The sequence below is a fragment of the Rhodococcus wratislaviensis genome (genome assembly GCF_041228765.1).
In the GTDB taxonomy this organism is placed as follows: Bacteria; Actinomycetota; Actinomycetes; order Mycobacteriales; family Mycobacteriaceae; genus Rhodococcus_F; species Rhodococcus_F wratislaviensis.
Genome location: NZ_CP150488.1, coordinates 5970797 through 5996749, shown reverse-complemented (window position 1 = coordinate 5996749; position 25953 = coordinate 5970797). Strand labels below are relative to the sequence as shown.

Annotated in this window: 24 protein-coding genes; 22 read left to right on the top strand and 2 right to left on the bottom strand. The window is 68.2% G+C overall.

The window, feature by feature from the left end; all coding sequences use genetic code 11:
* The first annotated feature begins 101 nt into the window (after positions 1–101).
* From WKC72_RS27785 to mutM, 8 genes are all read left to right on the top strand, one after another.
* Positions 102–3506 carry a pyruvate carboxylase gene (locus tag WKC72_RS27785; protein WP_370180438.1) on the top strand — a complete coding sequence of 1135 codons (3405 nt, stop codon included), beginning with the start codon at positions 102–104 and terminating at the stop codon, positions 3504–3506.
* Positions 3503–4069 carry a 16S rRNA (guanine(966)-N(2))-methyltransferase RsmD gene (rsmD, locus tag WKC72_RS27780; protein WP_112299383.1) on the top strand — a complete coding sequence of 189 codons (567 nt, stop codon included), beginning with the start codon at positions 3503–3505 and terminating at the stop codon, positions 4067–4069. The genes WKC72_RS27785 and rsmD overlap by 4 nt, the downstream gene beginning before the upstream one ends.
* Complete coding sequence (gene coaD, locus WKC72_RS27775) at positions 4066–4560, top strand: pantetheine-phosphate adenylyltransferase (RefSeq protein ID WP_005240440.1); 495 nt, start codon at positions 4066–4068, stop codon at positions 4558–4560. The genes rsmD and coaD overlap by 4 nt, the downstream gene beginning before the upstream one ends.
* A gap of 108 nt (positions 4561–4668) precedes the next feature.
* Positions 4669–5442, top strand: a complete 774-nt coding sequence (locus WKC72_RS27770) for a DivIVA domain-containing protein (RefSeq protein ID WP_037245510.1) — start codon at positions 4669–4671, stop codon at positions 5440–5442.
* Between the two features lie 156 nt (positions 5443–5598).
* A complete protein-coding gene (locus tag WKC72_RS27765; protein ID WP_037245512.1) occupies positions 5599–6159 on the top strand; it encodes a DUF177 domain-containing protein in 561 nt (186 codons plus the stop codon).
* Positions 6160–6161: 2 nt separating this feature from the next.
* Entirely contained in the window at positions 6162–6344 is a 183-nt protein-coding gene (gene rpmF, locus WKC72_RS27760; protein WP_005240446.1) for a 50S ribosomal protein L32, read from the top strand.
* 19 nt (positions 6345–6363) lie between these two features.
* Positions 6364–7122, top strand: coding sequence for a ribonuclease III (gene rnc, locus WKC72_RS27755; protein ID WP_009479707.1), 759 nt, complete (start codon positions 6364–6366; stop codon positions 7120–7122).
* Positions 7115–7993 carry a bifunctional DNA-formamidopyrimidine glycosylase/DNA-(apurinic or apyrimidinic site) lyase gene (gene mutM / locus WKC72_RS27750; protein WP_128638958.1) on the top strand — a complete coding sequence of 293 codons (879 nt, stop codon included), beginning with the start codon at positions 7115–7117 and terminating at the stop codon, positions 7991–7993. Before rnc ends, mutM begins: the two co-directional genes overlap by 8 nt.
* Here the strand turns inward: mutM and WKC72_RS27745 are convergent.
* Entirely contained in the window at positions 7935–8639 is a 705-nt protein-coding gene (locus WKC72_RS27745; protein ID WP_128638957.1) for a pyridoxamine 5'-phosphate oxidase family protein, read from the bottom strand. The two genes, mutM and WKC72_RS27745, sit on opposite strands and share 59 nt — an antisense overlap.
* Positions 8640–8786: 147 nt before the next feature.
* Between WKC72_RS27745 and WKC72_RS27740 the strand changes: the two genes are divergently transcribed.
* From WKC72_RS27740 to trmD, 14 genes are all read left to right on the top strand, one after another.
* Positions 8787–9227, top strand: coding sequence for an OsmC family protein (locus tag WKC72_RS27740; RefSeq protein ID WP_037245522.1), 441 nt, complete (start codon positions 8787–8789; stop codon positions 9225–9227).
* Positions 9227–10156 (top strand): hypothetical protein, encoded by a 930-nt coding sequence (locus tag WKC72_RS27735; RefSeq protein WP_370184554.1) that lies wholly within the window; start codon positions 9227–9229, stop codon positions 10154–10156. The genes WKC72_RS27740 and WKC72_RS27735 overlap by 1 nt, the downstream gene beginning before the upstream one ends.
* 5 nt (positions 10157–10161) lie before the next feature.
* Positions 10162–10431, top strand: coding sequence for an acylphosphatase (locus WKC72_RS27730; protein WP_011598391.1), 270 nt, complete (start codon positions 10162–10164; stop codon positions 10429–10431).
* 22 nt (positions 10432–10453) lie between these two features.
* Positions 10454–14059 (top strand): chromosome segregation protein SMC, encoded by a 3606-nt coding sequence (smc, locus tag WKC72_RS27725; protein ID WP_370180436.1) that lies wholly within the window; start codon positions 10454–10456, stop codon positions 14057–14059.
* A 66-nt stretch (positions 14060–14125) separates the two neighbouring features.
* Positions 14126–15514, top strand: a complete 1389-nt coding sequence (gene ftsY, locus WKC72_RS27720) for a signal recognition particle-docking protein FtsY (protein ID WP_370180435.1) — start codon at positions 14126–14128, stop codon at positions 15512–15514.
* A gap of 259 nt (positions 15515–15773) precedes the next feature.
* A complete protein-coding gene (locus tag WKC72_RS27715; RefSeq protein WP_370184553.1) occupies positions 15774–17093 on the top strand; it encodes an ammonium transporter in 1320 nt (439 codons plus the stop codon).
* 4 nt (positions 17094–17097) lie between these two features.
* Positions 17098–17436: a P-II family nitrogen regulator gene (locus WKC72_RS27710; RefSeq protein WP_005240467.1), complete on the top strand. Its 339-nt coding sequence runs from the start codon at positions 17098–17100 to the stop codon at positions 17434–17436.
* A complete protein-coding gene (locus tag WKC72_RS27705; protein ID WP_037245532.1) occupies positions 17426–19978 on the top strand; it encodes a [protein-PII] uridylyltransferase in 2553 nt (850 codons plus the stop codon). The genes WKC72_RS27710 and WKC72_RS27705 overlap by 11 nt, the downstream gene beginning before the upstream one ends.
* A 76-nt stretch (positions 19979–20054) precedes the next feature.
* Positions 20055–21641 carry a signal recognition particle protein gene (ffh, locus tag WKC72_RS27700; RefSeq protein ID WP_037245535.1) on the top strand — a complete coding sequence of 529 codons (1587 nt, stop codon included), beginning with the start codon at positions 20055–20057 and terminating at the stop codon, positions 21639–21641.
* 3 nt (positions 21642–21644) lie between these two features.
* Complete coding sequence (locus WKC72_RS27695) at positions 21645–22730, top strand: amidohydrolase family protein (RefSeq protein ID WP_370180433.1); 1086 nt, start codon at positions 21645–21647, stop codon at positions 22728–22730.
* Positions 22731–22909: 179 nt separating this feature from the next.
* Complete coding sequence (gene rpsP, locus WKC72_RS27690; RefSeq protein WP_037245541.1) at positions 22910–23371, top strand: 30S ribosomal protein S16; 462 nt, start codon at positions 22910–22912, stop codon at positions 23369–23371.
* Positions 23368–23610 carry an RNA-binding protein gene (locus tag WKC72_RS27685; protein WP_005240479.1) on the top strand — a complete coding sequence of 81 codons (243 nt, stop codon included), beginning with the start codon at positions 23368–23370 and terminating at the stop codon, positions 23608–23610. The genes rpsP and WKC72_RS27685 overlap by 4 nt, the downstream gene beginning before the upstream one ends.
* A gap of 13 nt (positions 23611–23623) precedes the next feature.
* Positions 23624–24175 (top strand): ribosome maturation factor RimM, encoded by a 552-nt coding sequence (rimM, locus tag WKC72_RS27680; RefSeq protein ID WP_037245543.1) that lies wholly within the window; start codon positions 23624–23626, stop codon positions 24173–24175.
* Between the two features lie 10 nt (positions 24176–24185).
* A complete protein-coding gene (gene trmD, locus WKC72_RS27675; RefSeq protein ID WP_037245546.1) occupies positions 24186–24878 on the top strand; it encodes a tRNA (guanosine(37)-N1)-methyltransferase TrmD in 693 nt (230 codons plus the stop codon).
* Between the two features lie 25 nt (positions 24879–24903).
* On the opposite strand, the gene WKC72_RS27670 is transcribed toward trmD, so the two are convergent.
* On the bottom strand, positions 24904–25941 hold the full coding sequence (locus WKC72_RS27670; RefSeq protein WP_370180432.1) for a hypothetical protein: 1038 nt from the start codon (positions 25939–25941) through the stop codon (positions 24904–24906).
* Positions 25942–25953: the final 12 nt, after the last annotated feature.

The following is a 25953-nucleotide window of genomic DNA, read 5'->3' as shown; positions in this document are numbered from 1 at the left end:
AATTCGCACACGTCAGGGGGGTCTTTGTGAAGTTTGTGGAGGATCCTGAAATGTGGGATGCCACTTATCCGCGGCCGTCTTCGGCGGGGTAGTTTGCTCCAATGTTCTCCAAAGTCCTGGTCGCCAACCGTGGCGAAATTGCGATCCGCGCTTTCCGTGCCGCCTACGAACTAGGTGCTGGAACGGTTGCGGTGTTTCCGTACGAGGATCGGAACTCGATCCACCGTCTGAAGGCTGATGAGAGTTATCAGATCGGCGAGGAGGGACACCCGGTTCGGGCGTACCTCTCCGTCGACGAGATCGTCTCCGCGGCCAAGCAGGCAGGCGCCGACGCCATCTACCCCGGCTACGGCTTCCTTTCCGAGAACCCGGATCTCGCCGCTGCGTGCGCCGAGGCGGGCATCACGTTCGTGGGTCCCTCCGCCGAGGTGCTCGAGCTCACCGGCAACAAGGCGCGTGCGATCGCCGCGGCGAAGGCGGCCGGTCTGCCGGTGCTGGCGTCGTCGGAGCCGTCCGCCGATGTGGACGAGTTGCTGGCCGCGGCCGAGACCATGCAGTTCCCGCTGTTCGTGAAGGCCGTCGCCGGCGGCGGTGGCCGCGGCATGCGCCGCGTCGCCGAGCGTGCTCAGCTCAAGGAGTCCATCGAGGCCGCCGCGCGTGAGGCCGAGTCGGCCTTCGGCGACCCGACGGTGTTCCTCGAACAGGCCGTCGTCGACCCGCGTCACATCGAGGTCCAGATCCTGGCCGACGGTCAGGGCAACGTCATCCACCTGTTCGAACGGGACTGCTCGCTGCAGCGCCGCCACCAGAAGGTGATCGAGCTCGCGCCGGCCCCGAACCTTTCGGAGGAGCTGCGGGCGAAGATCTGCGCGGACGCGGTGGCGTTCGCGAAGGAGATCAACTACGCCTGTGCGGGCACCGTCGAATTCCTCCTCGACACCCGCGGCAACCACGTCTTCATCGAGATGAACCCCCGCATCCAGGTCGAGCACACCGTCACCGAAGAGGTCACGGACGTCGACCTCGTGCAGTCGCAGCTGCGGATCGCGTCGGGGGAGACCCTCGCGGATCTGGGCCTGAGCCAGGACAAGATCACGCTGCGCGGTGCGGCTCTGCAGTGCCGCATCACCACCGAGGACCCCGCCAACGGGTTCCGCCCGGACACCGGTCGGATCACCGGCTACCGCACCCCGGGCGGTGCCGGTATCCGCCTCGACGGCGGGACGTCGGTCGGGGCAGAGGTCTCCGCGTACTTCGATTCGATGCTCGTCAAGCTGACGTGCCGCGGCCGCGACTTCGAAACCGCCGTCGCCCGTGCCCGCCGCGCGGTCACCGAGTTCCGCATCCGCGGCGTGTCGACGAACATCCCGTTCCTGCAGGCGGTGCTCGACGACCCCGATTTCAAGGCCGGCCGGGTCACCACGTCCTTCATCGAGGAGCGGCCCCAGCTGCTCACGCTGCGCAGCTCCGCCGACCGTGGCACCAAGATCCTCACCTACCTCGCCGACGTGACGGTCAACAAGCCGCACGGCGAGCGGCCGTCGGCGGTGTACCCGCGCGACAAGCTGCCCCAGATCGACCTGTCCACCCCGCCGCCGGACGGCAGCCGTCAGAAGCTGCTCGCCCTCGGGCCGGAGGGATTCGCCAAGGCACTGCGGGAGCAGAAGGCCCTCGCCGTCACCGAGACCACGTTCCGTGACGCACACCAGTCGCTGCTCGCGACCCGCGTGCGGACCAGCGGTCTGCTCGACGTCGCCGGGCACGTCGCCCGGCTGACCCCCGAGCTGCTGTCCATCGAGGCGTGGGGCGGTGCGACCTACGACGTGGCGCTGCGGTTCCTGCACGAGGACCCCTGGTACCGGCTGGCCGCGCTGCGCGAGGCCGTGCCGAACATCTGCCTGCAGATGCTGCTGCGCGGACGGAACACCGTCGGCTACACCCCGTACCCGGAGAAGGTGACGCGGGCGTTCGTCGAGGAGGCCACCAACAGCGGCATCGACATCTTCCGCATCTTCGACGCCCTCAACAACGTCGACCAGATGCGGCCGGCCATCGACGCCGTCCGCGAGACCGGCACCGCTCTCGCCGAGGTCGCCCTGTCCTACACCGGCGACCTGTCGAACCCGAACGAGAACCTCTACACCCTCGACTACTACCTGCGCCTGGCGGAGGAGATCGTCGAGGCCGGTGCGCACATCATCGCGATCAAGGACATGGCCGGACTGCTCCGCGCCCCCGCCGCCACCACCCTGGTGACGGCGCTGCGCAAGAACTTCGACCTGCCCGTGCACGTGCACACCCACGACACCCCCGGCGGTCAGCTCGCGACGTACCTGGCCGCATGGCAGGCAGGCGCGGACGCGGTCGACGGTGCGTCGGCGGCGATGGCGGGCACCACCAGTCAGCCGGCGTTGTCGGCGATCGTGGCCGCGGCCGCGCACTCGAAGTACGACACCGGCCTGGACCTGCAGGCCGTGTGCGACCTCGAGCCGTACTGGGAGGCGCTGCGCAAGGTCTACAAGCCGTTCGAGTCCGGGCTGCCTGCCCCGACCGGACGCGTCTACACCCACGAGATCCCCGGCGGTCAGCTGTCGAACCTGCGCACCCAGGCCGTGGCCCTCGGACTCGGCGACAAGTTCGAGGAGGTCGAGGCCAAGTACGCGGCCGCCGACCGGATGCTCGGACGCCTGGTGAAGGTCACCCCGTCGTCGAAGGTCGTCGGCGACCTCGCCCTGCACCTCGTCGGATCCGGGGCCTCCACCGAGGAATTCAAGGAGAACCCGGCGAAGTTCGACATCCCCGACTCGGTGGTCGGGTTCCTGCGCGGCGAACTGGGCACCCCGCCCGGTGGCTGGCCCGAACCGTTCCGCACCCGGGCCCTCGAAGGTCGCGGAGCCGCGAAGCCCGAGGTGCCGCTGTCCGCGGAGGACGAGAAGGCCCTCTCCGGCACCTCCGCGGAACGCCGCGCGACGCTCAACCGGCTGCTGTTCCCCGGCCCGACGAAGGAATTCCTCGAGCACCGCGACAAGTACGGCGACACCTCGCAGCTCTCGGCGAACCAGTTCTTCTACGGCCTGCGCCGCGGCGACGAGCACCGGGTCCGTCTCGCACCCGGTGTCGAGCTGATCATCGGGCTCGAGGCCATCTCCGAACCCGACGAGCGGGGATACCGCACCGTGATGTGCATCCTCAACGGGCAGCTGCGCCCGGTGTCGGTGCGCGACCGGTCCATCTCCAGTGAGATCCCCGCCGCGGAGAAGGCCGACAAGAACAACCCCGGCCACGTGCCGGCACCGTTCGCCGGTGTGGTGACCCTCGCCGTCGCCGAGGGCCAGCACATCACCGCCGGCGACACGATCGCCACCATCGAGGCCATGAAGATGGAAGCGGCCATCACCGCCCCACGAAGCGGCACCGTCTCCCGGCTGGCCATCGGATCGGTCCAGCAGGTCGAAGGCGGCGACCTCCTCGCCGTCGTGGCGACAGGGGAGTCCGCGAGCGAGTGACTCGGATCATCGCGGGACTCGCGGGCGGTCGACGCCTGCGGGTCCCGCCGAGCGGGACCCGGCCCACCTCGGACCGGGTCCGCGAGGCATTGTTCAGCGCACTGCACAGCCGGATGGACCTCGAGGGCGCGTCCGTCCTCGATCTCTACGCGGGATCGGGGGCGCTCGGCCTGGAGGCGCTCTCCCGGGGTGCGGACCGCGTCGTCCTCGTCGAGTCCGACGCGAAAGCGGCGGGCATCATCAAGCACAACGTGACGACGGTCGGTCTACCGGGCGCGGAGGTGCGCGGCGCTCCGGTGGCGGCGGTGCTCGCGGGCACCGCCGACAGGCCGTACGACCTGGTGATGGCGGATCCGCCGTACGCCGTCGACGACGGGGCGGTGCAAACGGTGCTCGGCCATTTGCGGGGCAACGGCTGGGTCGGCGACGGCTCGATCGTGGTGCTCGAGCGGTCGTCGAGGTCGCCCGAGACGGTCTGGCCCGAAGGCTTCGCGCCCGTCAAGGCGAAGAAGTACGGCGAGGCGAGAATCGAATTGGCGACCTGCTACGGTCTGGACTCATGACTGGCGCTGTCTGCCCCGGATCCTTCGACCCCGTGACCAATGGCCACCTTGACGTGATCGGCAGAGCTGCCGCGCAGTTCGACGAGGTCATCGTGACGGTCATGGTCAACAAGAGCAAGCGTGGCCTGTTCACCGTCGAAGAGCGCATCGAGATGCTCGAAGACTCGACCAGTGAGCTGCCCAACGTTCGGGTGTCCTCCTGGCACGGTCTGCTGGTGGATTACGCCAAGCAGCAAGGGATCACAGCGATCGTCAAGGGCCTGCGCGGCGCCAACGACTTCGACTACGAACTGCAGATGGCGCAGATGAACCAGAAGCTCAGTGGCGTCGACACCCTCTTCATCCCGACCAACCCCACCTACAGCTACCTGTCGAGTTCGCTCGTGAAGGAAGTGGCCACGTTCGGTGGCGACGTCTCCGACATGCTGCCCGAGAAGGTGCACGCCCGTCTTCTCGCGAGGATCGCCGAGCGCGCCGCCGAGAGCAGCTGATACCCGACACACCGGCTGCCACGACACACCCGCGGCGTCCGGTCGGGCAGACTTGCACGAAGAAGGCTGCGCCGACCTGCTGAGGGTCATGGATGATTGGGGTTGCTTGTGTACCGGGTATTCGAGGCGCTCGACGAACTTGTCGCGATTGTCGAAGAGGCACGCGGCGTACCGATGACCGCCGGCTGCGTGGTTCCGCGCGGTGACGTCCTCGAACTGCTCGACGACGTGCGCGATGCGATTCCCGGTGAACTCGACGACGCCCAGGACGTCCTGGACCACAAGGACAAACTGGTGGGGGACGCGCGGTCCAACGCGGAGAAGACCGTCTCCAGCGCCAACGCCGAGGCGAACTCCACCATCGAGAACGCCCGGGACGATGCCGACCGCATCCTGGCGGACGCGAAGGCGCAGGCGGACCGGATGGTCGCCGAGGCCCGCGCACACGCCGAGCAGTTGGTCACCGACGCGCGCGCCGAGGCCGAGTCCTCCGTCGCGGAAGGCCAGCGCGAGTACGACGCACTCACGGGCCGTGCACGGTCCGAGGCCGATCGCATGATCGAGTCGGGCAAGGCGTCCTACGAGAGGTCCGTTGCGGAGGGCACGGCGGAGCAGGCGCGCCTCGTCTCGCAGACGGAGGTCGTCCAGGCGGCGCACGCCGAGTCGGCCCGGGTGATCGACTCCGCGCACGCCGAATCGGATCGTCTCCGCTCGGACTGCGACCTGTACGTCGACACGAAGCTCGCGGAGTTCGAGGACTTCCTGAACGGCACCGTCCGGTCCGTGGGGCGCGGACGTCAGCAGTTGCGGACCGGTTCGGGTGTTCCCGACTACGCCTCGGACTACGACGTCGACGACCGCCGGGCCGAGCGTCGCCGCTGAGCGACCGTCCGACCGGCGCCCGATCGAATTTGGCTCCACCGCGCAGATTGCGTATCGTGGAGTGGTTGCCCTTTGTCGTTTCCCTTTTCTCGAAAGTGAAGTTTGTTGTCATCCCATCGCCACAGCTCATCGCGTTCCCGACGGGACGCGGACTTCGTGCTGGACACGGTCAAACTCGGCCGTCGTCCCGGTTCGATGCGCACCGTGGAACGGGTGGTGACGGCGCCACAGCGCATCGGTCTCGACCTGATCGCCATCGAGGAAGGATCGGAGATCGATCTCGATCTCCGATTGGAGGCCGTATCCGAGGGGGTCCTGGTCACCGGTTCGTTGCGAGCCGACACCGTGGGGGAGTGCTCGAGATGTCTCGAGCCGTTCTCCGACGCGGTGGACCTGACTCTCACCGAGCTGTTCGCATACCCGGACAGCACCACGGAGGAGACCACGGAGGAGGGGGAGGTCTATCACGTCGTCGACGACGAGATCGACCTCGAACCCGTCGTGATCGACGCCGTCGGCCTCGCACTGCCATTGCAGCCGCTCTGCAGTGACGACTGCCAAGGATTGTGCCCAGAATGTGGCGTTCGCCTGGCGATTGCCGAATCTGGCCATGGGCATGACATACTTGATCCTCGCTGGGCTGGTCTTGCAGCCAAATTTGGCGTGGAATCAGAACCCAGCAAGAATCTTGTGAACACCGAAGCCGAGGAGAAGTAGAAGTGGCTGTCCCCAAGCGCAGAATGTCGCGATCCAACACGAGGTCGCGTCGCAGCCAGTGGAAGACCACTGTGCCTACCCTCGTCACCTGCCCCAACCGTGGCTGCGGCGAGAAGACGCTGCCCCACGTCGCGTGCCCGTCGTGTGGCACATACAAGGGCCGCCAGGTCACTGCCGCCGTCTAGTTCTCCGCGGAGAGGCGTTGTGACGAGCGACATCAGTAATACACCCGCCGGCGGCGAGGAGGATCATGCTTCCCTCCTCGCCGCCCTCGGCGTAGAAATCGAGCCTTCGCTGCTCACCCTGGCGTTGACGCACCGCTCGTATGCGTACGAGAACGGTGGTCTGCCCACCAACGAGCGTCTCGAATTTCTCGGCGACTCCGTGCTCGGAGTGACCGTCACCGAGAAGCTCTACCTTGCGCATCCCGACAAATCCGAGGGCGACCTCGCGAAGATTCGGGCGAGCATCGTCAACATGCACGCGCTCGCGGAGGTGGCCCGCACTCTCGGTGAGGGCGGCCTCGGTGCCCATCTCCTGCTCGGTAAGGGCGAGGAGATGACCGGTGGCCGTGACAAGCCGAGCATCCTGGCCGACGGCATGGAGTCGATTCTCGGCGCCATCCACCTCGAGCACGGCATCGACACGGCGCGACGCGTCGTGCTCGACCTCTTCAGCGATCTCCTCCAGCGAGCCCCCCGTCTCGGCGCGGGTCTGGACTGGAAGACGAGTCTGCAGGAGTTGACCGCGGAGCGTGGCGTCGGTGTGCCGGCGTACGAGATCACGGCGACCGGCCCCGACCACGACAAGGAATTCACCGCCACCGTGATCGTCGGCGGCAAGCCCCTCGGCGTCGGTATCGGCCGCTCCAAGAAAGAGGCCGAGCAGAAGGCTGCGAGTACGGCGTGGAATGCGTTGTCCGACGCAGGCCCCGACGTAGCGGCCGACGACGTCAGTGCCTGAACTACCCGAAGTCGAGGTGGTCCGGCGCGGACTCGAACGCCACATCGTGGGGGCGTCGATCGATTCCGTCGACATCCTGCACCCGCGGGCGATCCGGCGTCATCTGCCCGGCGCCGCCGACCTCGCCGGACAGCTCACCGGCGAACGCATCGCGAGCGCCGACCGTCGTGGAAAGTATCTGTGGCTGGTCCTCGAACCCAGTACGGTCGCTCTCGTGGTGCATCTCGGCATGAGTGGTCAAATGCTCGTGCAGCCACCGGAATTGCCGACCGAGAAGCATTTGCGCATCCGGGCCCGGCTCGATTCGGGTCTCGACCTCAGATTCGTCGACCAACGGACGTTCGGAGGCTGGGCGCTGGCACCCCTCGTCGACGTCGACGGCTCGCTCGTGCCGGACTCGGTGGCGCACATCGCCCGCGACCCGCTGGATCCGCGTTTCGACCTCGCGGCCACCGTGAAGGTCGTGCGCGGCAAGCACACCGAGATCAAGCGTGTCCTTCTGGACCAGACCGTCGTCTCCGGCATCGGCAACATCTACGCAGACGAGGCGCTGTGGCGCGCACAGATCCACGGAAATCGGCTCACCGACAGGCTGAGTGGTCCCAAGATCCGTGCAGTGCTCACCGCCGCCCAGGAGGTCATGCGTGAGGCACTCACTCAGGGCGGCACGTCCTTCGACGCGCTGTACGTGAACGTCAACGGCGAGTCGGGCTATTTCGACCGTTCGCTGTCCGCCTACGGTCAGGAGGATCGCCCGTGCCCGCGGTGCGGCACCGCGATCCGGCGGGAGAAATTCATGAACCGCTCGTCGTTCAGTTGCCCGAAGTGCCAGCCGGCACCACGGAGAAGCCCGGCGACATCGTCTGTGTGAGTGCGGCGGTCGCGGGCTCCTCGGCGAACTGATCGTCGGTGTCGCGGCGTGGTGTCGCCTTGGCGTCGAAGTAGTCGCCGCCCTTGCGTTTCACGTCGTCGGTTCCCCATTCGCGGTGCCGGGGAACCGGTGCCATTCTCGGAATGTGTTTGCGGCAGTGTATGTATGCCTCCTCCACCTCCACCACCACCCAGCGTTCCGGGATCCGGCCGTTCGTGTGGTCCGCAGGCAGATCCGCGATCTCGGAGCGAAGGACCGGGTCTTCGACGATCCGGGCCGAACCGTTCACGTGCAGTCCGATGAGGTCCTGCACGAAGTCCACGAGAATGATTCCGACGTGCGGGTTTTCCCGGATGTTGCCGAGGCTCGCCATCACGCCGTTGCCGCGGTACTCCGGGTACGCGAGGGTAGTGGAATCGATGACGTGCATGAATCCCGGTGTCCCGGCGCGCAGACTGTTGTCGCACTCGCCGGACGCGTCGGCGGTGGCGATGAAGGCGATCTCCTGGCGTCCGATGAACTCGATCATCATGGGATTGAGATGGTCCAGCATCTGATCCGAGTAGAACTTGGCGGCACGATCCTCGGTGCCGTACTCGGACTGAAGTTGGCGCTCTCCCGCACTACCGATCTGGCCCATCTGCATTCCCCGCTACGTCTCGGCGTCATTGGTCGGTTCACCCTACGGCCCACCGATTCCCTCTGCTGAGAATCCTCGTTCACAATTCCGCGGAAACCACTGCCGCCCACCCACCTACCTGGCGTTGCGCCGACCGGTGGCAGGATTGAGCGCATGGCAGAACAGACTTCCGACACGACGGCGCCCACCTCACTGTGGGTCGAGCGAACGGGCACCCGGCGATACACCGGCCGCAGCTCGCGCGGCGCCGAGGTCCTGATCGGCTCCGAGGGCGTGGAGGGCGTGTTCACCCCCGGGGAACTCCTGAAGATCGCACTCGCCGCGTGCAGTGGCATGAGCTCGGACTTCCCGCTGTCGCGGCGGCTGGGCGACAACTACGACGCCACCATCCGGGTGTCGGGTGCCGCCGATCGGGAGAACGAGGTGTACCCGCAGCTGGACGAGGTGATGGAGCTCGATCTCAGCGAGCTCGACGCCGACGCGCAGGAGCGTCTGGTGGCGCTCGTCGAACGGTCGGTCGACAAGGTCTGCACGGTCGGACGGACGCTGAAGGCGGGAACGACGGTGACGTTGACCGTCGAAAGAGAAGCATGATGCGGCGTGAGCTGGCCGCGCTCGCGGGCGGGACGGCGCTCTGCGCGGGTCTACTCGTGGTCGCGCCCGCGGCTGCCGGGCCCGCGTTCGCGCCCCCCGGCGGCGCGTGCACCCCGTGGTCGGTGTCCGAGGTGACGTCCGGGGCGGGTGTTCTCGAGAACCTGGCCTTCGACGGCGCGGGCACCATGCTGGTGTCGCGGACAGGCCTGGTGGGCGGCGGAGCCCTCGACGGGGTCGCCCCCGACGGCTCCGTCACCCCGATCGTGCCCGAGGTCGAGTCGCCCGGCGGAATCGCCGTGGACGGCGCCGACGCGTATTTCGCCACGGGGAACTCCTTCGCCGCCGGGGTCACGGGCTCGGCCAGCGGCACGGTGGACGTGGTGAACCTCGACACGGGTGACACACGAACCGTGGCCGAGGGGCTGGTCATGCCGAACGGGCTGGTCCGGCTGAGCAACGGAGACATCCTCACCGCCCGGAATCTGGGCTCCGGGGCCGGACTGACCCGCGTCCCCGCCTCGGATCCCCACACACCGGAGGTCGTGCGCACCGATCTGGGAACGGTGGACGGTCTCGCCGCGCACGACGGCAACGTCTACACGGTGACGACGTTCGACACGACCACCACGCTGCGCATCCTCCGCGAAGACGACCTCGGCGGTCCGGTCGTATCGGTCGAGTTGCCCGGCTCCGGGCCCCTCAACGCGGCCGACGACCTCACCGTCGGACCGGACGGCATCGTCTACGTCGCCTACAACGGTGGCGGCAAGGTGGTGCGGGTGGATCCCGCGACGGGGGAGAGCTGCGCCCTGGCGTCCGGACTGCCACTCGTGTCCTCGGTGCGGTTCGGCGCCGGACCGGGCTGGGATGCGGACGCGCTCTACGCCTCGAGTTTCACCGGGAAGATCTACAAACTCGAACGGTCGTGACGGGCATGGAGAGAATGACCGCGTGGGTGCACGGATTCGTGCAGGGTGTGGGATTCCGGTGGTGGACCCGCGCCCGGGCGCTGGAACTCGGTCTCGTCGGCTACGCGGCCAATCAGAAGGACGGCCGCGTGCTCGTCATCGCCGAGGGGCCTCGCGACAAGCTGGAGACCCTGCTGACGCTGCTGCGGTCGGGGGACACGCCGGGCGCGGTGGATCTCGTCGTCGAGCAATGGGATTCCGCCCGCGGCGACCTCACCGGGTTCGTGGAACGGTGAACCGCAGGTAAAGTTCTCCGTCATGCATCTGAAGAGTCTGACGCTGAAGGGATTCAAATCCTTTGCGTCCGCAACGACTCTGCGATTCGAGCCGGGAATCACCTGTGTCGTGGGGCCCAACGGGTCGGGTAAGTCCAACGTCGTCGACGCGCTCACCTGGGTGATGGGGGAGCAGGGAGCGAAGGCTCTGCGCGGCGGCAAGATGGAAGACGTCATCTTCGCGGGCACCGCCGGGCGGGCACCCCTCGGACGCGCCGAGGTCACGCTGACCATCGACAACTCCGACGGCGCCCTGCCGATCGACTACTCCGAGGTGTCGATCACCCGGCGCATGTTCCGCGACGGCGCCGGCGAATACGAGATCAACGGCAGCTCGTGCCGGCTGATGGACGTGCAGGAACTGCTCAGCGACTCCGGCATCGGCCGGGAGATGCACGTGATCGTCGGGCAGGGCCGCCTCGCCGCCATCCTCGAATCCCGTCCGGAGGACCGGCGCGCGTTCATCGAGGAAGCAGCCGGCGTACTCAAACACCGCAAACGCAAGGAAAAGGCGGTCCGCAAACTCGACGCGATGCAGGCCAACCTGGCGCGTCTGAACGACCTCACCGCGGAATTGCGGCGCCAGCTCAAACCACTCGGACGGCAGGCCGAGGTGGCGCGCCGCGCACAGACGGTGCAGGCCGATCTCCGCGACGCGAAGCTGCGGCTCGCCGCGGACGACCTGGTCACGCGACGCGAGGACCTGGCCAACCAGGCTCAGGACGAGAAGGTCGCGCGCGAGCAGCACGACCAGGTCACCGAGGCGCTCGACGAGGCCAATCTCGAGCTGGGACGGCACGAGCAGGAACTGTCGAGGCTCACACCGGGTGCGGAAGCGGCCGCGCAGACCTGGTTTCAGCTGTCGGCACTCGCGGAGCGCGTCAACGCGACCATCCGCATCGCCCGGGAGCGGGCGCGCCACCTCGACTCCGAGCCCTCCGCGAACCGCGGTCAGGATCCGGACGAGATGGAGGCCCGCGCCGATCGGATCGCCGCGGAGGAGATGGAGCTCGTCGAAGCCGTCGAGATGGCGCGTGCGGCGCTGGACGCGGCCAAGGAGCAGCTGGCACTGGGGGAGGAGACCGCCGCCGAGGCGGAACGCGCTCACATGGCGGCGGTCCGGGCGATCGCCGACCGCCGTGAAGGCCTGGCCCGGCTGTCCGGGCAGGTCGACACTCTGCGCACCCGCGCCGACTCCGTCGACGCCGAAGTGTCCCGGCTGACCGTCGCGATCGAAGAGGCCCGCCAGCGCGGCGACGCGGCACAGTCCGAGTTCGAGGTCGTCCAGGACGAGATCGGTGACCTCGACGCCGGTGAGCTCGGGCTGGATTCGCACCACGAGCGTGCCGTCGAGGCGCTGCGCCTGATCACCGAACGCGTCACGGAACTCCAGGCCGAGGAGCGCGCCGCCGGGCAGGAAGTGGCGTCCCTGCGTGCCCGGATCGACGCGCTGTCGATGGGCCTCGAACGCAAGGACGGCGCCGGCTGGCTCGTCGAGAATCGGGGCGAGCACGGTATCCGCGGACCGATCGGTGGCCTCATCACCGTCGAGACAGGGTACGAGGGCGCCGTCGCGGCAGCGATGGGTCCTGCCGCGGACGCCGTTGTCGCCGAATCCCTCGACGCCGCCCGTAGCGCTGTCGGTGCGTTGAAGGAGACGGACAGCGGTCGGGCGTCCCTGTTCATCGGGACCGATCAGGCCGCGCCGAACGGCGGACTCCTGGACTCCGGCGCCCGGTGGGCCGTCGACGTCATCGACTGCCCCGCCGAACTGCGGACCGGGATCGCGGCGCTCCTGGGTGGAGTGGTCGTGGTCGATTCCCTCGACGACGCCGTCGAGACCGTCCGGCGCAGGCCCGACGTGCGCGCCGTCACCCGCGACGGAGATCTCCTCGGAGCGGGCTGGATGAGCGGCGGGTCGGACCGACAGCCGAGCACCCTCGAAGTCCAGGCCGCCATCGACAACTCCGTGCAGGATCTCGCCCGCGCCGAACGGCGCGCCGAGGAACTGTCCGCGGCACTGTCCGGTGCGGTCGCGGAACAGGCCGACCGCCAGGAGAACGCCGAGCAGGCACTGGCCGCGCTGAACGAGTCGGACGCCGCGATGTCCGCCATCTACGAGCGCCTCGGCCGCCTCGGTCAGGCCGCGCGGGCCGCGCACGCCGAATCCGATCGGCTCATGGCCCAGCGGGACAAGGCCGAGAGCGGTCGGGAGGACACGCTGACCGCGCTCGCCGAACTCGAGGAACGGCTGCGCCTGGCGGAACAGGACGGGTCGTCCGCCGGCGCCGACACGGGTGGATCCGACACGACGAGCATCGATCGTGAGATGGCGGCCGCGGCGCTGGCCGAGGTGCGGGCCGTGGAAGTGGAGGCCCGGCTGTCCGTGCGCACGGCCGAGGAGCGGGCCGAGTCGGTACGAGGCAAGGCGGACTCCCTGCGCCGCGCCGCACAGGTGGAACGCGACGCGCGCGCCCGAGCCGAACGTGCGATGAAGGCCCGCCAGAACGCGGCCGCCGTCGCTGCGGCGGTCGCTGAGTCGGGACAACGGGTCGCCGAGCATCTCGGTGACGTCGTCGACGCCGCGATGGCACACCGTGACGAACTCGCCCGGGCCCGCACCGAGCGGACGACTCAACTCGAACAGGTGAAGGAAAGGGTGCGTCAGCTGACCGGACAGCTGGCGTCGCTCACCGACGCCGTGCACCGCGACGAGGTCGCTCGCGCCCAGGCCGCGCTGCGCATCGAACAGCTCGAGGAGGCCATCCTCGAACAGCACGGGATCGGCCTGGACGATCTGATCGCCGAATACGGCCCCGATGTCGCGCTGCCGCCGTCCGCACTGGAGATGGAGGAGTACGAGCAGGCGAAGGAGCGCGGCGAGCAGGTCACGATGCCCGCGCCGATTCCGTACGACCGCGCCACGCAGGAACGCCGCGCGAAACGTGCCGAGAAGGACCTGGCGACGCTCGGCAAGGTCAACCCGCTGGCACTCGAGGAGTTCGCCGCGCTCGAGGAGCGCTACAACTTCCTCTCTACGCAGCTCGAGGACGTGAAGACCGCCCGCAAGGATCTCCTCGGTGTGGTGGCCGACGTGGATGCCCGCATCCTGCAGGTGTTCACCGAGGCCTATTCGGACGTCGAACGCGAATTCGTGCAGGTCTTCGCGAAGCTGTTCCCCGGTGGCGAGGGCAGGCTGGTGCTCACCGACCCGTCGAACATGCTGACCACCGGCATCGAGGTGGAGGCCCGGCCGCCGGGCAAGAAGGTCAAGCGCCTGTCACTACTGTCCGGTGGCGAGAAGTCGCTGACGGCGGTGGCGATGCTCGTGGCGATCTTCCGGGCCAGGCCGTCCCCCTTCTATGTGATGGACGAGGTGGAGGCCGCGCTGGACGACACGAACCTGCGCCGTCTCATCGGGTTGTTCGAGCAGCTGCGGGAGAAGTCGCAGCTGATCGTCATCACCCACCAGAAGCCGACGATGGAGGTGGCCGACGCGCTCTACGGAGTCAGCATGCGCGGCGACGGCATCACCACCGTCATCTCCCAGCGGCTCCGTGGCCAGGACATGGCGGCCGCGGACGCCTGATTGTGGTCCGGTCCGGGACTGTGCGGGCGGGAAGGCAGTGCGCGACGAAATCCGGAGCCTGAAACAATGGGCGGCGTGACTACCGGAGCTTGGATTGCCATCGCGGCCGCACTGGCCGTACTTCTCGTCGTTCTCGTCGTCGGGTCCCTGCTGTATCGGCGTCGCCGAATCTCACTGAAGGCGCCGGACACCCCGCAGGTCACCACGGCGGAGAAGGACCGTTCGGGCAGTTACCGGGCGGACGGCGGGTTCAACTTCAGTCAGGGGTCGACGGCGACGGCGCCGCCACGTCCGCCTGCGCCCGAGCCGGTTCTGCCGAAACCGGTGCCCGAACCCGAGGTGGCGCCCGTACCCGAGGTCGTCGCGCCCCCCGAGCCGGAGAAGGCCCCCGAGAAGGCCCCGGAGAAGCCGACGGCCCCGCCGGAGCCGGTCACCTACGAACCGGTCGTCGCGCCCGAGGTCGAACCGGAACCCGAGGTCGCGCCCGAACCCGAACCCGAACCGGCTCCCGCCGCGCCGGTGCTCGACGTCATCGCCCCCACGGAAGGACGGCTCGACCGTCTGCGTGGGCGACTGTCGCGTTCACAGTCCGCGGTGGGCAAGAGCCTGCTCGGACTGCTCGGCGGTGGCGATCTCGACGAGGACTCCTGGGAAGAGGTGGAGGACACGCTCCTCATCGCCGACCTCGGCTCGGCGACCACCACGAAGATCGTCACGTCGCTGCGTGAGCAGATGGCGTCGCGCAGCGTCCGCACCGAGGCCGATGCCCGCGCACTGCTCCGTGAAGTCCTGGTCGCAGAACTCCGGCCGGAACTCGATCGCTCGATCCGTGCCCTGCCGCACGACGACCACCCGGCGGTCCTGCTGGTCGTCGGTGTGAACGGCACCGGCAAGACCACCACCACCGGCAAGCTCGCGCGTGTTCTCGTGGCCGACGGCAGGCGCGTCCTGCTCGGTGCCGCCGACACGTTCCGGGCCGCCGCAGCGGACCAGTTGCAGACCTGGGCCGAGCGGGTGGGCGCCGAGGTGGTGCGCGGGAAGGAAGCCGCAGATCCGGCGGCCGTCGCGTTCGATGCCGTGTCCAGGGGAATCGACAACGGCGTCGACGTCGTGCTGATCGATACCGCCGGCCGGCTCCACACGAAGACGGGACTGATGGACGAGCTCGGCAAGGTCAAGCGCGTCATCGAGAAGAAGGCCTCGGTTGACGACGTGCTCCTCGTCCTCGACGCGACCATCGGCCAGAACGGCCTCGCGCAGGCGCGGGTGTTCGCCGAGGTCGTCGACATCACCGGTGTGGTGCTCACCAAGCTCGACGGCACCGCCAAGGGTGGCATCGTGTTCCAGGTTCAGCACGAACTCGGGGTTCCCGTGAAGCTCGTCGGGCTCGGTGAGGGCGCCGACGATCTGGCGCCGTTCGAGCCGGGCGCGTTCGTCGACGCATTGCTCGGCTGACGCAGCGAATCGGGGTCGTCTCGGGCTCCCGGACGGCTCAGGGGCGATGAAACCGACCGCAAATCGCCTGGCGAAACCTGCACGCAACAAAATAGGCCGATGCGTTCACGAGCGCGAAACAGTGCAGTGGCATAGCCGAAACACCAACTGAGCACCCTTCTTCTCAGGTCGTCAGCCGCTACCGGCTGGGCAGAGAAGGAGGAGGCTCAAGGTGGATTTCCCCACTATCGGTGCACCGGACACCGGGGACACAGCGTGGATGCTGACCAGCGCCGCGCTCGTGTTGCTCATGACTCCGGGTCTTGCGTTCTTCTACGGCGGCATGGTGCGGGCCAAGAGCGTGCTGAACATGCTCATGATGAGCATCAGCGCGATGGGTGTCGTCGGCATCCTGTGGGTTCTCTACGGCTACTCCATGGCCTTCGGTGAGGACAAGGGGAACCTTGTCGGTGATCCGTTCCAGTACTTCGGGCTCAAAGGACTGATCGGCGGGTCGTACCTCGCCGAGACCGACGATGCCGGTTCGGTCATCGCCGATTCCGCGATCCCGCTCGTCGGCACCATCCCCGCGACGGTCTTCGTCGCGTTCCAGGCCATGTTCGCGATCATCACCGTCGCCCTCATCTCGGGTGCCGTGGCGGACCGCCTGCGCTTCGGGCCCTGGCTGCTGTTCGCCGGCCTCTGGGCGACGGTCGTGTACTTCCCCGTGGCGCACTGGGTCTTCGCCTTCGACGGCGTCACCGCCGAGACCGGTGGCTGGATCGCCAACAAGCTCGCCGCGGTCGACTTCGCGGGTGGAACCGCCGTCCACATCAACGCCGGCGCCGCCGGCCTCGTCCTCGCGATCATCCTCGGCAAGCGCAAGGGATGGCCGGGAACCCCGTTCCGTCCGCACAACCTGCCCTTCGTGATGCTCGGCGCCGGCCTTCTCTGGTTCGGATGGTTCGGCTTCAACGCCGGTTCGGCCGTCGGTTCCAACGGCATCGCCGGAGCAACCTTCATCACGACCGTCATCGGAACGTGCGCGGCGATGCTCGCCTGGCTCCTGGTCGAGCGGATTCGTGACGGCCACGCCACCACACTCGGCGCGGCGTCCGGAATCGTCGCCGGCCTGGTTGCCATCACGCCTTCCTGCTCCTCGGTGAACGTCCTCGGCGCACTCGCCATCGGCGTCGTGGCAGGCGCACTCTGCGCGCTCGCGGTCGGACTCAAGTTCCGCTTCGGATTCGACGACTCGCTCGACGTCGTCGGTGTCCACCTCGTCGGCGGCATCGTCGGAACGCTGATGGTCGGCCTGGTCGCAACGGCTGAGGCGCCCGCGGGTGTGGTCGGACTGTTCTATGGTGGAGGCCTCGACCAACTCTGGCGTCAGGCAGTGGGCGCCGGAGCAGTACTGCTTTACTCGCTCGTCGGGACGGCCGTCGTCGCATTGATCGTGAAGTTCACGATCGGTCTGCGGCTCAGCGACGAGGGTGAATCACTTGGAGTGGACGAGTCGGAACACGCAGAAACTGGCTACGATTTCGCCGCTCTCGGCGGAAACTCGGCAACTGCTCGTGTATCCGGCAAGGAGGGATGAGGAAATGAAGCTGATCACAGCAATTGTCAAGCCGTTCACTCTGGAGGACGTGAAGACGGGACTCGAGCAGGCGGGCGTCCTCGGGATGACCGTCAGCGAGGTCCAGGGGTACGGCCGGCAGAAGGGCCACACCGAGGTCTACCGAGGTGCCGAGTACTCGGTCGATTTCGTTCCGAAGGTCCGGGTCGAGGTCGTCGTGGACGACGCTGCTGTGGACAAGGTCGTCGAGGTGATCGTCGAGGCGGCACGCACCGGCAAGATCGGTGACGGCAAGGTCTGGGTTTCGCCGGTCGAGTCGGTCATCCGGGTGCGTACCGGGGAACGCGGCGCGGATGCACTCTGACCCCAACGGGTCCGGTAAGACCGGCCCTGGTCCCGTCGCCAAGGCGACGGAACCAGGGCCGGTTGCGTCAGGCGGATCGGACGAAGCAGCGGACCTGGCCCGCGCACGCAGGCAACTGCTCACCGGCGGCTCCGAGACCGGCCCCGGCGCAAGGAATCCCGCAGGTCACGGGCGTCGGCTCGACGCCCCTTCACTACGTCACGCGCTCGTCGACCTGCACGAGTTCTGGTTGACCACAAAGGGTGCCGAGCTGGGCATCAAGCCCGACAGCGGCTTCGCGCTCGTCGCGGTCGGTGGGCTCGGACGACGGGAACTCCTGCCGTACTCGGATCTCGACCTCCTCCTGCTTCACGACGACATGGATCCGGCGGTCGTCGCGCAGGTGGCCGACCAACTCTGGTATCCGTTGTGGGACGCGCACATCAAGCTCGACCACAGCGTCCGCACCATCCCTCAGGCGCTGCAGGTGGCGGACACCGACATCACCGCGGCGCTGGGAATGCTCGAGGCGCGTCACATCGTCGGCGACGTCGAGCTGACCAATCTGCTCATCAGCGGGGTGCGCCGGCAGTGGCGCACCGACATCCGCAACCGTTTCGACGGCCTCATCGAGCAGACGCGGTCGCGCTGGGAGCGCAGCGGCGAGATCGCCCACCGCGCAGAGCCCGACCTCAAGAGCGGTCGCGGTGGACTGCGGGACGTACAGTTGCTCAACGCGCTGTCCATCGCGCAGCTCACCGACGGCATGCCCGGGCTCGGTCCCGAGTCGCCCGGCGGGGGACTGGCACTCGCGCATCGCCGGCTCCTCGACGTCCGCACCGAATTGCACCGGGTCGCGGGCCGCTCCCGCGATCAGTTGCGGGCACAGGACGCCGACGAGATCGGCGCCGCACTGCGGATCGGCGATCGATTCGACCTCGCGCGCATGCTCAGCGATGCCGCGCGCACCATCAGCTATTCGGTCGACGTCGGGGTGCGGACGGCGGAACACGCCCTGCCGCGTCGCGGCCTGGCGCGGTTGCGCCGACCACCGGTGCGACGGCCCCTCGACGAGGGGGTCGTCGAGCACGCCGGTGAGGTGGTGCTGGCGCGCGACGCCCGGCCGGCGAAGGACCCCGGCCTCGTGCTGCGGGTCGCGTCGGCGTCGGCGACGACGGGCATGCCGATGTCGGCGTCGACGCTGAATCGCTTGGCCGACAACGCCCCCGAGTTGCGCGAGCCGTGGCCGAAGGAGGCGCTGAACGATCTGCTGGTGATGCTCGGCTCGGGTAGCCGTGCCGTCGCGGCGATCGAGGCTCTCGATCGGACCGGATTGTGGGGCAGGCTTCTTCCCGAGTGGGGTGCCGTCCGGGACCTGCCGCCGCGGGACGCGGTGCACACGTGGACGGTGGATCGTCATCTCGTCGAGACCGCTGCCTACGCCAGTGGGTTCACCACCCGCGTCGCCCGACCGGACCTGCTGATGCTCGGCGCGTTGCTGCACGACATCGGCAAGGGCCGTGGCGGCGACCACAGCGTCGTCGGCGCGGAACTGGCCACCCAGATCGGCAGGCGCCTCGGATTGTGGCCTTCGGACGTCGCGCTGCTGACGGCGATCGTGCGCCATCACCTGCTGTTGCCACACACCGCGACGCGGCGTGACCTCGACGATCCCGAGACCGTCGAGCGGGTCGTGGAGGCGCTCGGCGGCGACGGCGTCCTGCTGGAGTTGCTGCACGCGCTGGCGGAGGCGGATTCACTGGCGACAGGTCCCGGTGTGTGGGGCGACTGGAAGTCGTCGCTGATCGGGGAACTCGTGCGCCGTTGCCGCCTGGTCATGGCGGGAGAGGTGCTTCCCGCACCCGACCCGCTCGATCCGGAACATGTTGCGCTGGCGGCGTCGGGTGGCGTGCACGTCGCGCTGGTCCCCGCCGACAGTCCCCACACCTATGTGGTGACGGTCATCGCCCCCGACCAGCGGGGTCTGCTGTCGAAGGCGGCGGGCGTGCTCGCGCTGCACTCCCTGCGGGTCTACTCCGCGTCCCTGGGCAGCGCCGAGGGGTCGGCGGTCAACTCGTTCGTCGTGTCCCCGAGGTTCGGGGCGCCGCCGCAGGCGGGCCTGCTTCGGCAGGAGCTGATCCGGGCGCTGGCGGGGGAGCTGAACCTGCTGGAGATGCTCACGGCCAAGGAAGAGGAGGCCCGCGAGAGCCAGCGTGTCGCCGCCGTGGAGGAACGGGGCGAAGCCGCGGTTCCGGTGCAGTACGCGCAGGCGCCGCCGCGGGTCATCTGGTTCGACACCGCGTCGCCCGGCGAGATCATCCTGGAACTGAGGGCCGAGGACCGGCTGGGGCTGCTGTCCCGGCTCGCCGACGCGTTCGACACGTGCGGCGCGGATGTCCGCTGGGCGCGTGTGACCACCCTGGGTTCGTCGGTGATCGACTCGTTCTGCCTCGATCTGGGCGGCGGGGACACCCGGGCGAGCCGGGAACAGGTCGAGAGCGCGATCCTCGGCGTCGTTCCGCTCACGAAGCCGAAGAAGCAGGAGGGCAGCGGGGGAGAATGAACGACGGGACGTGAGCGGCTAGGCTGGGGCCCGAGAATATCCACCGCACACTCGCATGACTTCAGGAGCGCACTCGGTGTTCGAATCCCTTTCCGACAGGTTGACCGGAGCCCTCAAGGATCTGCGTGGCAAGGGTCGCCTTTCCGGAGCCGACATCGATGCCACCTGCCGTGAGATCCGGTTGGCCCTGCTCGAGGCAGACGTCGCGCTGCCCGTCGTCCGCTCGTTCATCGCCAAGATCAAGGAACGCGCCAAGGGCGTCGAGGTGTCGGCGGCGCTGAACCCGGCCCAGCAGGTCGTCAAGATCGTCAACGAGGAACTCGTCGGGATCCTCGGTGGCGAGACCCGCCGGCTGGCGTTCGCCAAGACGCCGCCGACGGTCATCATGCTCGCCGGTCTCCAGGGTTCCGGTAAGACGACCCTCGCCGGCAAGCTCGCGAAGTGGCTGCGCGACCAGGGGCACACCCCGCTGCTCGTGGCCTGCGACCTGCAGCGTCCCGGCGCCGTCACCCAGCTTCAGATCGTCGGCGAGCGCGCGGGAGCCACGGTGTTCGCGCCGCACCCGGGCACGTCCATCGGCGGCGGCGACAACGAGCTGGGCATCACCGCGGCCGACCCGGTCGAGGTGGCCCGGGCAGGTGTCGAGGAAGCCCGCAACAAGCAGTTCGACGTGGTGATAGTCGACACCGCGGGCCGGCTGGGTATCGACGCCGACCTGATGGCGCAGGCGGCGGGAATCCGCGACGCCGTGAACCCGGACGAGACGATCTTCGTTCTCGACGCGATGATCGGTCAGGACGCGGTCAGCACCGCCGAGGCGTTCCGTGAGGGTGTCGGATTCACCGGTGTCGTGCTCACGAAGCTCGACGGTGATGCCCGCGGTGGTGCGGCGCTCAGCGTCCGCGAGGTCACCGGACAGCCCATCCTGTTCGCGTCCACAGGTGAGAAGCTCGAGGACTTCGACGTCTTCCACCCCGACCGCATGGCCAGCCGCATTCTCGGCATGGGTGACGTCCTCAGTCTGATCGAGGCGGCCGAGCAGCACTTCGACGCCGAGCAGGCCGAGGCCACAGCCCAGAAGATCGGCTCGGGACAGCTCACGCTGGAGGACTTCCTCGAGCAGATGATGGCCGTTCGCAAGATGGGCCCCATCGGCAACCTCCTGGGCATGCTCCCGGGTGCGGGGCAGATGAAGGACGCGCTCGCGAACGTCGACGAGAAGCAGCTCGACCGGGTGCAGGCCATCATCCGCGGCATGACCCCCGCCGAACGCGATGATCCCAAGATCATCAACGCGTCCCGCAGGCTGCGGATCGCCAACGGTTCGGGTGTCAAGGTCTCCGACGTCAACCAGCTCGTCGACCGTTTCTTCGAGGCCCGCAAGATGATGGCCGCGATGGCCGGGCGTATGGGCATGCCCGGTTCGCGGAAGCCGCAGCGCAGCAAGAAGGGCAAGAAGGGCAAGAAGGGTGGCAAGGGGCCGACGCCGCCGAAGGTGCGCGGCGGATTCCCCGGCGGCCTGCCCGGCGGGTTCCCGGGTATGCCGCCCGGAGGTCTCCCCGCGGGGATGCCCGATCTGTCGAAGATGCCGAAGGGCCTCGACGAACTGCCGCCCGGACTCGAGGGCATCGACCTGTCCCAGCTGAAGCTGCCGAAGAAGTAGCCGATGGGCGCGTTGCACTTTCGCGGCACCGGTCTGCCCGACGAACAGCCGGTCGAATTCTGGGTCGACAACGGTGTGATCTCGGCGGAACCGGTCCCCGGCGCCGAGACCGTCTGTGAGTCCGGGTGGATCGTTCCCGGTCTCGTCGACGCCCACTGCCACGTCGGCATCAGATTCGGCGGCGGCGGTGGCGAGAGCATCGAGGGGTTGACCGCGCAGGCGGAGACGGAGCGCGACTGCGGTGTCCTGCTGATTCGTGACGCGGGTTCGCCGGTCGACACCCGGTTCGTCGACGACCGCCCCGACCTGCCGAGGATCATCCGCGCCGGGCAGCACATCGCCGCCCCCAAGCGGTACATCCGCGGACTGCCGGTCGATCTGGAGGACGAGTCGCAGCTGCCGGACGAGGTGGTGCGCCAGGCCAGGGCCGGTGACGGGTGGGTCAAGCTCGTCGGCGACTGGATCGACCGTTCCGTGGGCGACCTCGCGCCGTTGTGGAGCGACGACATCCTCGTCGAGGCGATCGCGGCCGCCCACCGAGAAGGGGCTCGCGTCACCGCGCACGTCTTCGCCGAGGATGCGCTTCCGGGCCTGATCAACGCCGGAATCGACTGCATCGAGCACGGCACCGGGCTCACCGACGAGACGATCGAGCTGATGGTCGCGCACGGAACCGCGCTCGTCCCGACGCTGATCAACATCGCGACGTTCCCGGACATCGCGGAGTCCGCCTCGCGGTTCCCGATCTATGCCGCACACATGCGTGACCTGCACTCGCGGGTGAAGGACACGATCGGAGCCGCTCACGACGCGGGGATCCCGATCTACGCGGGCACCGACGCGGGCGGATCGATCGTCCACGGACGCATCGCCGACGAGGTCGAGGAACTGAAGGCGGTCGGACTGACCCCGTCCGAAGCGCTCGGCGCCGCGTGCTGGGACGCGCGGACGTGGCTCGGACATCCGGGTGTGGAAGCAGGTGCGTCCGCGGATCTGCTTCTCTTCCGGAACGACCCGCGCGGGAGCAGCGACGCCCTCGCCGCGCCCGATGTCGTGGTGCTGCGGGGCAACGTCGTCAAGACCCGATGACCTGGTTTCCCCCGGACGGTGTTCGTCTGGCAGAATGAACCGCTGTTCGTCGCATCCGGTCACGTACCGCGCGGCGGTCACAGGTTAGAGGCAAAACCGGGCGCGCTATTCCTGCGCGTCGCCGAATTGCACGTGACACGTGGGCACATTCGTGTGCGCACTGAAGGAGAAGTACAGCAGTGGCTGTCAAGATCAAGCTCACCCGGCTCGGCAAGATCCGGAACCCGCAGTACCGCATCGTCGTCGCCGACTCCCGCACCCGCCGCAACGGCCGTGCGATCGAGACCATCGGCAAGTACCACCCCAAGGAAGAGCCCTCGCTGATCGAGGTCGATTCCGAGCGCGCTCAGTACTGGCTCGGCGTCGGCGCCCAGCCCACCGAGCCCGTCGAGGCCATCCTCAAGATCACCGGCGACTGGCAGAAGTTCAAGGGCCTGCCGGGCGCCGAGGGCACCCTCCGTGTCAAGGAAGCCAAGCCCTCCAAGTTGGAGCTGTTCCAGGCTGCGCTCGCGCAGGCCGAGAACGAGCCCGTCGGCGAGGCCATCACGCCCAAGAAGAAGAAGGCGAAGGCCGAGGACGCCGAGGCTGCTGCCGAAGCTCCCGCCGAGGCTGCTGCAGAGTCCGAGGCTGCTGACAAGTGAGTGCCGTCGTCGCCGATGCCGTGGAGCACCTCGTTCGTGGCATCGTCGCCAACCCCGACGACGTTCGTGTCGAGCTGATCACCGGGCGTCGGGGGCGCACTGTCGAGGTGCACGTCAACCCTGACGATCTCGGCAAGGTCATCGGTCGCGGTGGTCGCACCGCGACCGCTCTGCGCACGCTGGTCTCCGGTATCGGTGGCCGCGGGATCCGTGTCGACGTCGTCGACACCGATCAGTAGAGGCCTGACAGCAGTGGAGCTCGTCGTCGGCCGTGTCGCCAAGTCGCACGGCATCAAGGGTGAGATCGTGGTCGAGGTTCGTACCGACGAACCCGAGGATCGATTCGCCGTGGGTGCCGTGCTGCGGGGACACAAGCCGCGCGAGCAGACTGTGAGCACGTACACGGTGGAAGCCGCCCGGGACCATTCCGGGCGGCTTCTGCTGCGCCTCGAGGGTGTGTCGGATCGCACCGCGGCGGATGCCTTGCGGGGCACGCTGTTCGTCATCGACAGCGCCGAACTCGAGCCCTCCGACGACCCCGACGAGTTCTACGATCACGAGCTCGAGGGACTGTCGGTGCGCCTCGCGGACGGCACCGAGGTGGGAACCGTCATCGAGGTATTGCATTCCGCGGCAGGCGAATTGCTCTCGATCCGCCGGGCCGGCGACCAGTCCGGCGAACTTCTCGTCCCGTTCGTGGCGGCGATCGTCACGTCGGTGTCCGTCGCGGACGGTGTCGTCGAGATCGATCCGCCGGAAGGGTTGCTCGACCCCGACTTCGGTGAATCCGCCGACGGGAAGTGAGTCGGTAACCATGCGTCTCGACGTGGTCACCATCTTCCCCGAGTACCTCGAACCGCTTCGAGCGGCGTTGCTCGGCAAGGCCATCGACAAGGGCCTCATCTCCGTCGAGGTGCACGATCTGCGGGACTGGACGCACGACGTCCACAAGGCCGTCGACGATTCGCCGTACGGCGGCGGGCCGGGGATGGTCATGAAACCCACCGTGTGGGGGCCTGCCCTCGACGACGTCCTCGCCGCGGGCGACGGCGACTCGGACACTCTGCTGGTCGTCCCCACCCCGGCCGGTGTTCCTTTCACACAGGCCACCGCCGAGCGCTGGGCGGGGGAGAAGCGCATCGTCTTCGCCTGCGGACGCTACGAAGGCATCGATCAGCGCGTGTTCGACGACGCCGCCCGCCGTGTTCGCGTCGAAGAAGTGAGCATCGGCGACTACGTCCTCATCGGGGGCGAGGCCGCCGTCCTGGTGATGACCGAGGCGTTCGTGCGCCTGATCCCCGGAGTTCTCGGGAATCAGCAGTCCCACCAAGAGGATTCGTTCTCCGATGGCCTCCTCGAAGGTCCCAGCTACACGCGGCCGGCGACGTGGCGCGGACTCGACGTCCCGCCGGTCCTGCTGTCGGGTGATCACGCGAAGGTGGCTGCGTGGCGACACGAGCAGTCGCTGCAACGCACCGCCGAACGCCGTCCGGACCTGTTGCCCTGAAACGACTTCCGGGCCTGCCCGGACGCTAACCCTGAGGCTGCGCCCAGTCGTCGACGACACCGGTGGGGAACAGGGACTTCACGAACCCGGTCATCGTGTCCCGTGCATGCCGGGCGCTGGAATCCTCGGTGACATCCGTGATCGCGGTGTCCGGGTACGACTCCTCGTCGTCCTCGTACCGGATGTCCTCCCGCGACGCGACGGCCACGATGTAGCGGTTGTCCGCACCGATCAGCCCCGTCGACACGTGAATCCACCGATCACCGACACAGCACATCCAACCCTGCTTCACCCCGAGGACGCTCTCGCCGGGCAACCCGTCGGGGATGCCGAACCGCTGGTCGTAACCGTCGATCCCCTCGGGTGTCGACGAGCGCAGGTACCCGACGAACTCGGCGATGCGACCCGGGCCCAGGCCGTCGCGGTCGTCGAGAAGCCCGGCATAGAACGTCACGAGGTCGGCGGCGGTCGTCTCGGTGTTCCACCACAACCCGTCCCACGGCGGTGTGGTCGCGGCGAGTCCGTACCGCCCGGCGACGTCGACGACGATGTCCGAGCCGCCGAGATCGTCCCAGAGAGTGTTGGCCGCGTCGTCGTCGGACGATTCGAGCATCCGCTGCAGGAGGAGACGGTCGAAGTCGGACAGTTGCCGCTCACCGAGCGCGTCGAGGTGATACATCTGGGCGGCGATGAAGAGCTTGGCCAACGACGCCGTTTCGACCGGTTCGGCGGCGGCGCCCTCCAGATAGCCACCGGTGGCGCGGTCGAGGACGGCGATCGACATGTCGGCGCCGCGCTCGGCGGCTGCCGTCGCGACGGCAGCCGAGATGCGTTCGGTGAGGGGGGCGGACACGGGGACCCGCGCGGAGGGGAACGGTTCGGGGCTCACGGTCACACCGTCACCCGCCGGAGGGTCGTCGGCCGGGAGGAGGTCGGGGGTCGCGACGGCAGGTGACGTCGCCGGGATGTCGACCACCGAGTTCGTCTCGGTCGGAATGGTGCAGGCCAGCGGCGCGCCGAGCAGGAAGATCATGACCGTCAGGCACCGGATCAGCCTGGACATGAAATTCTCCCG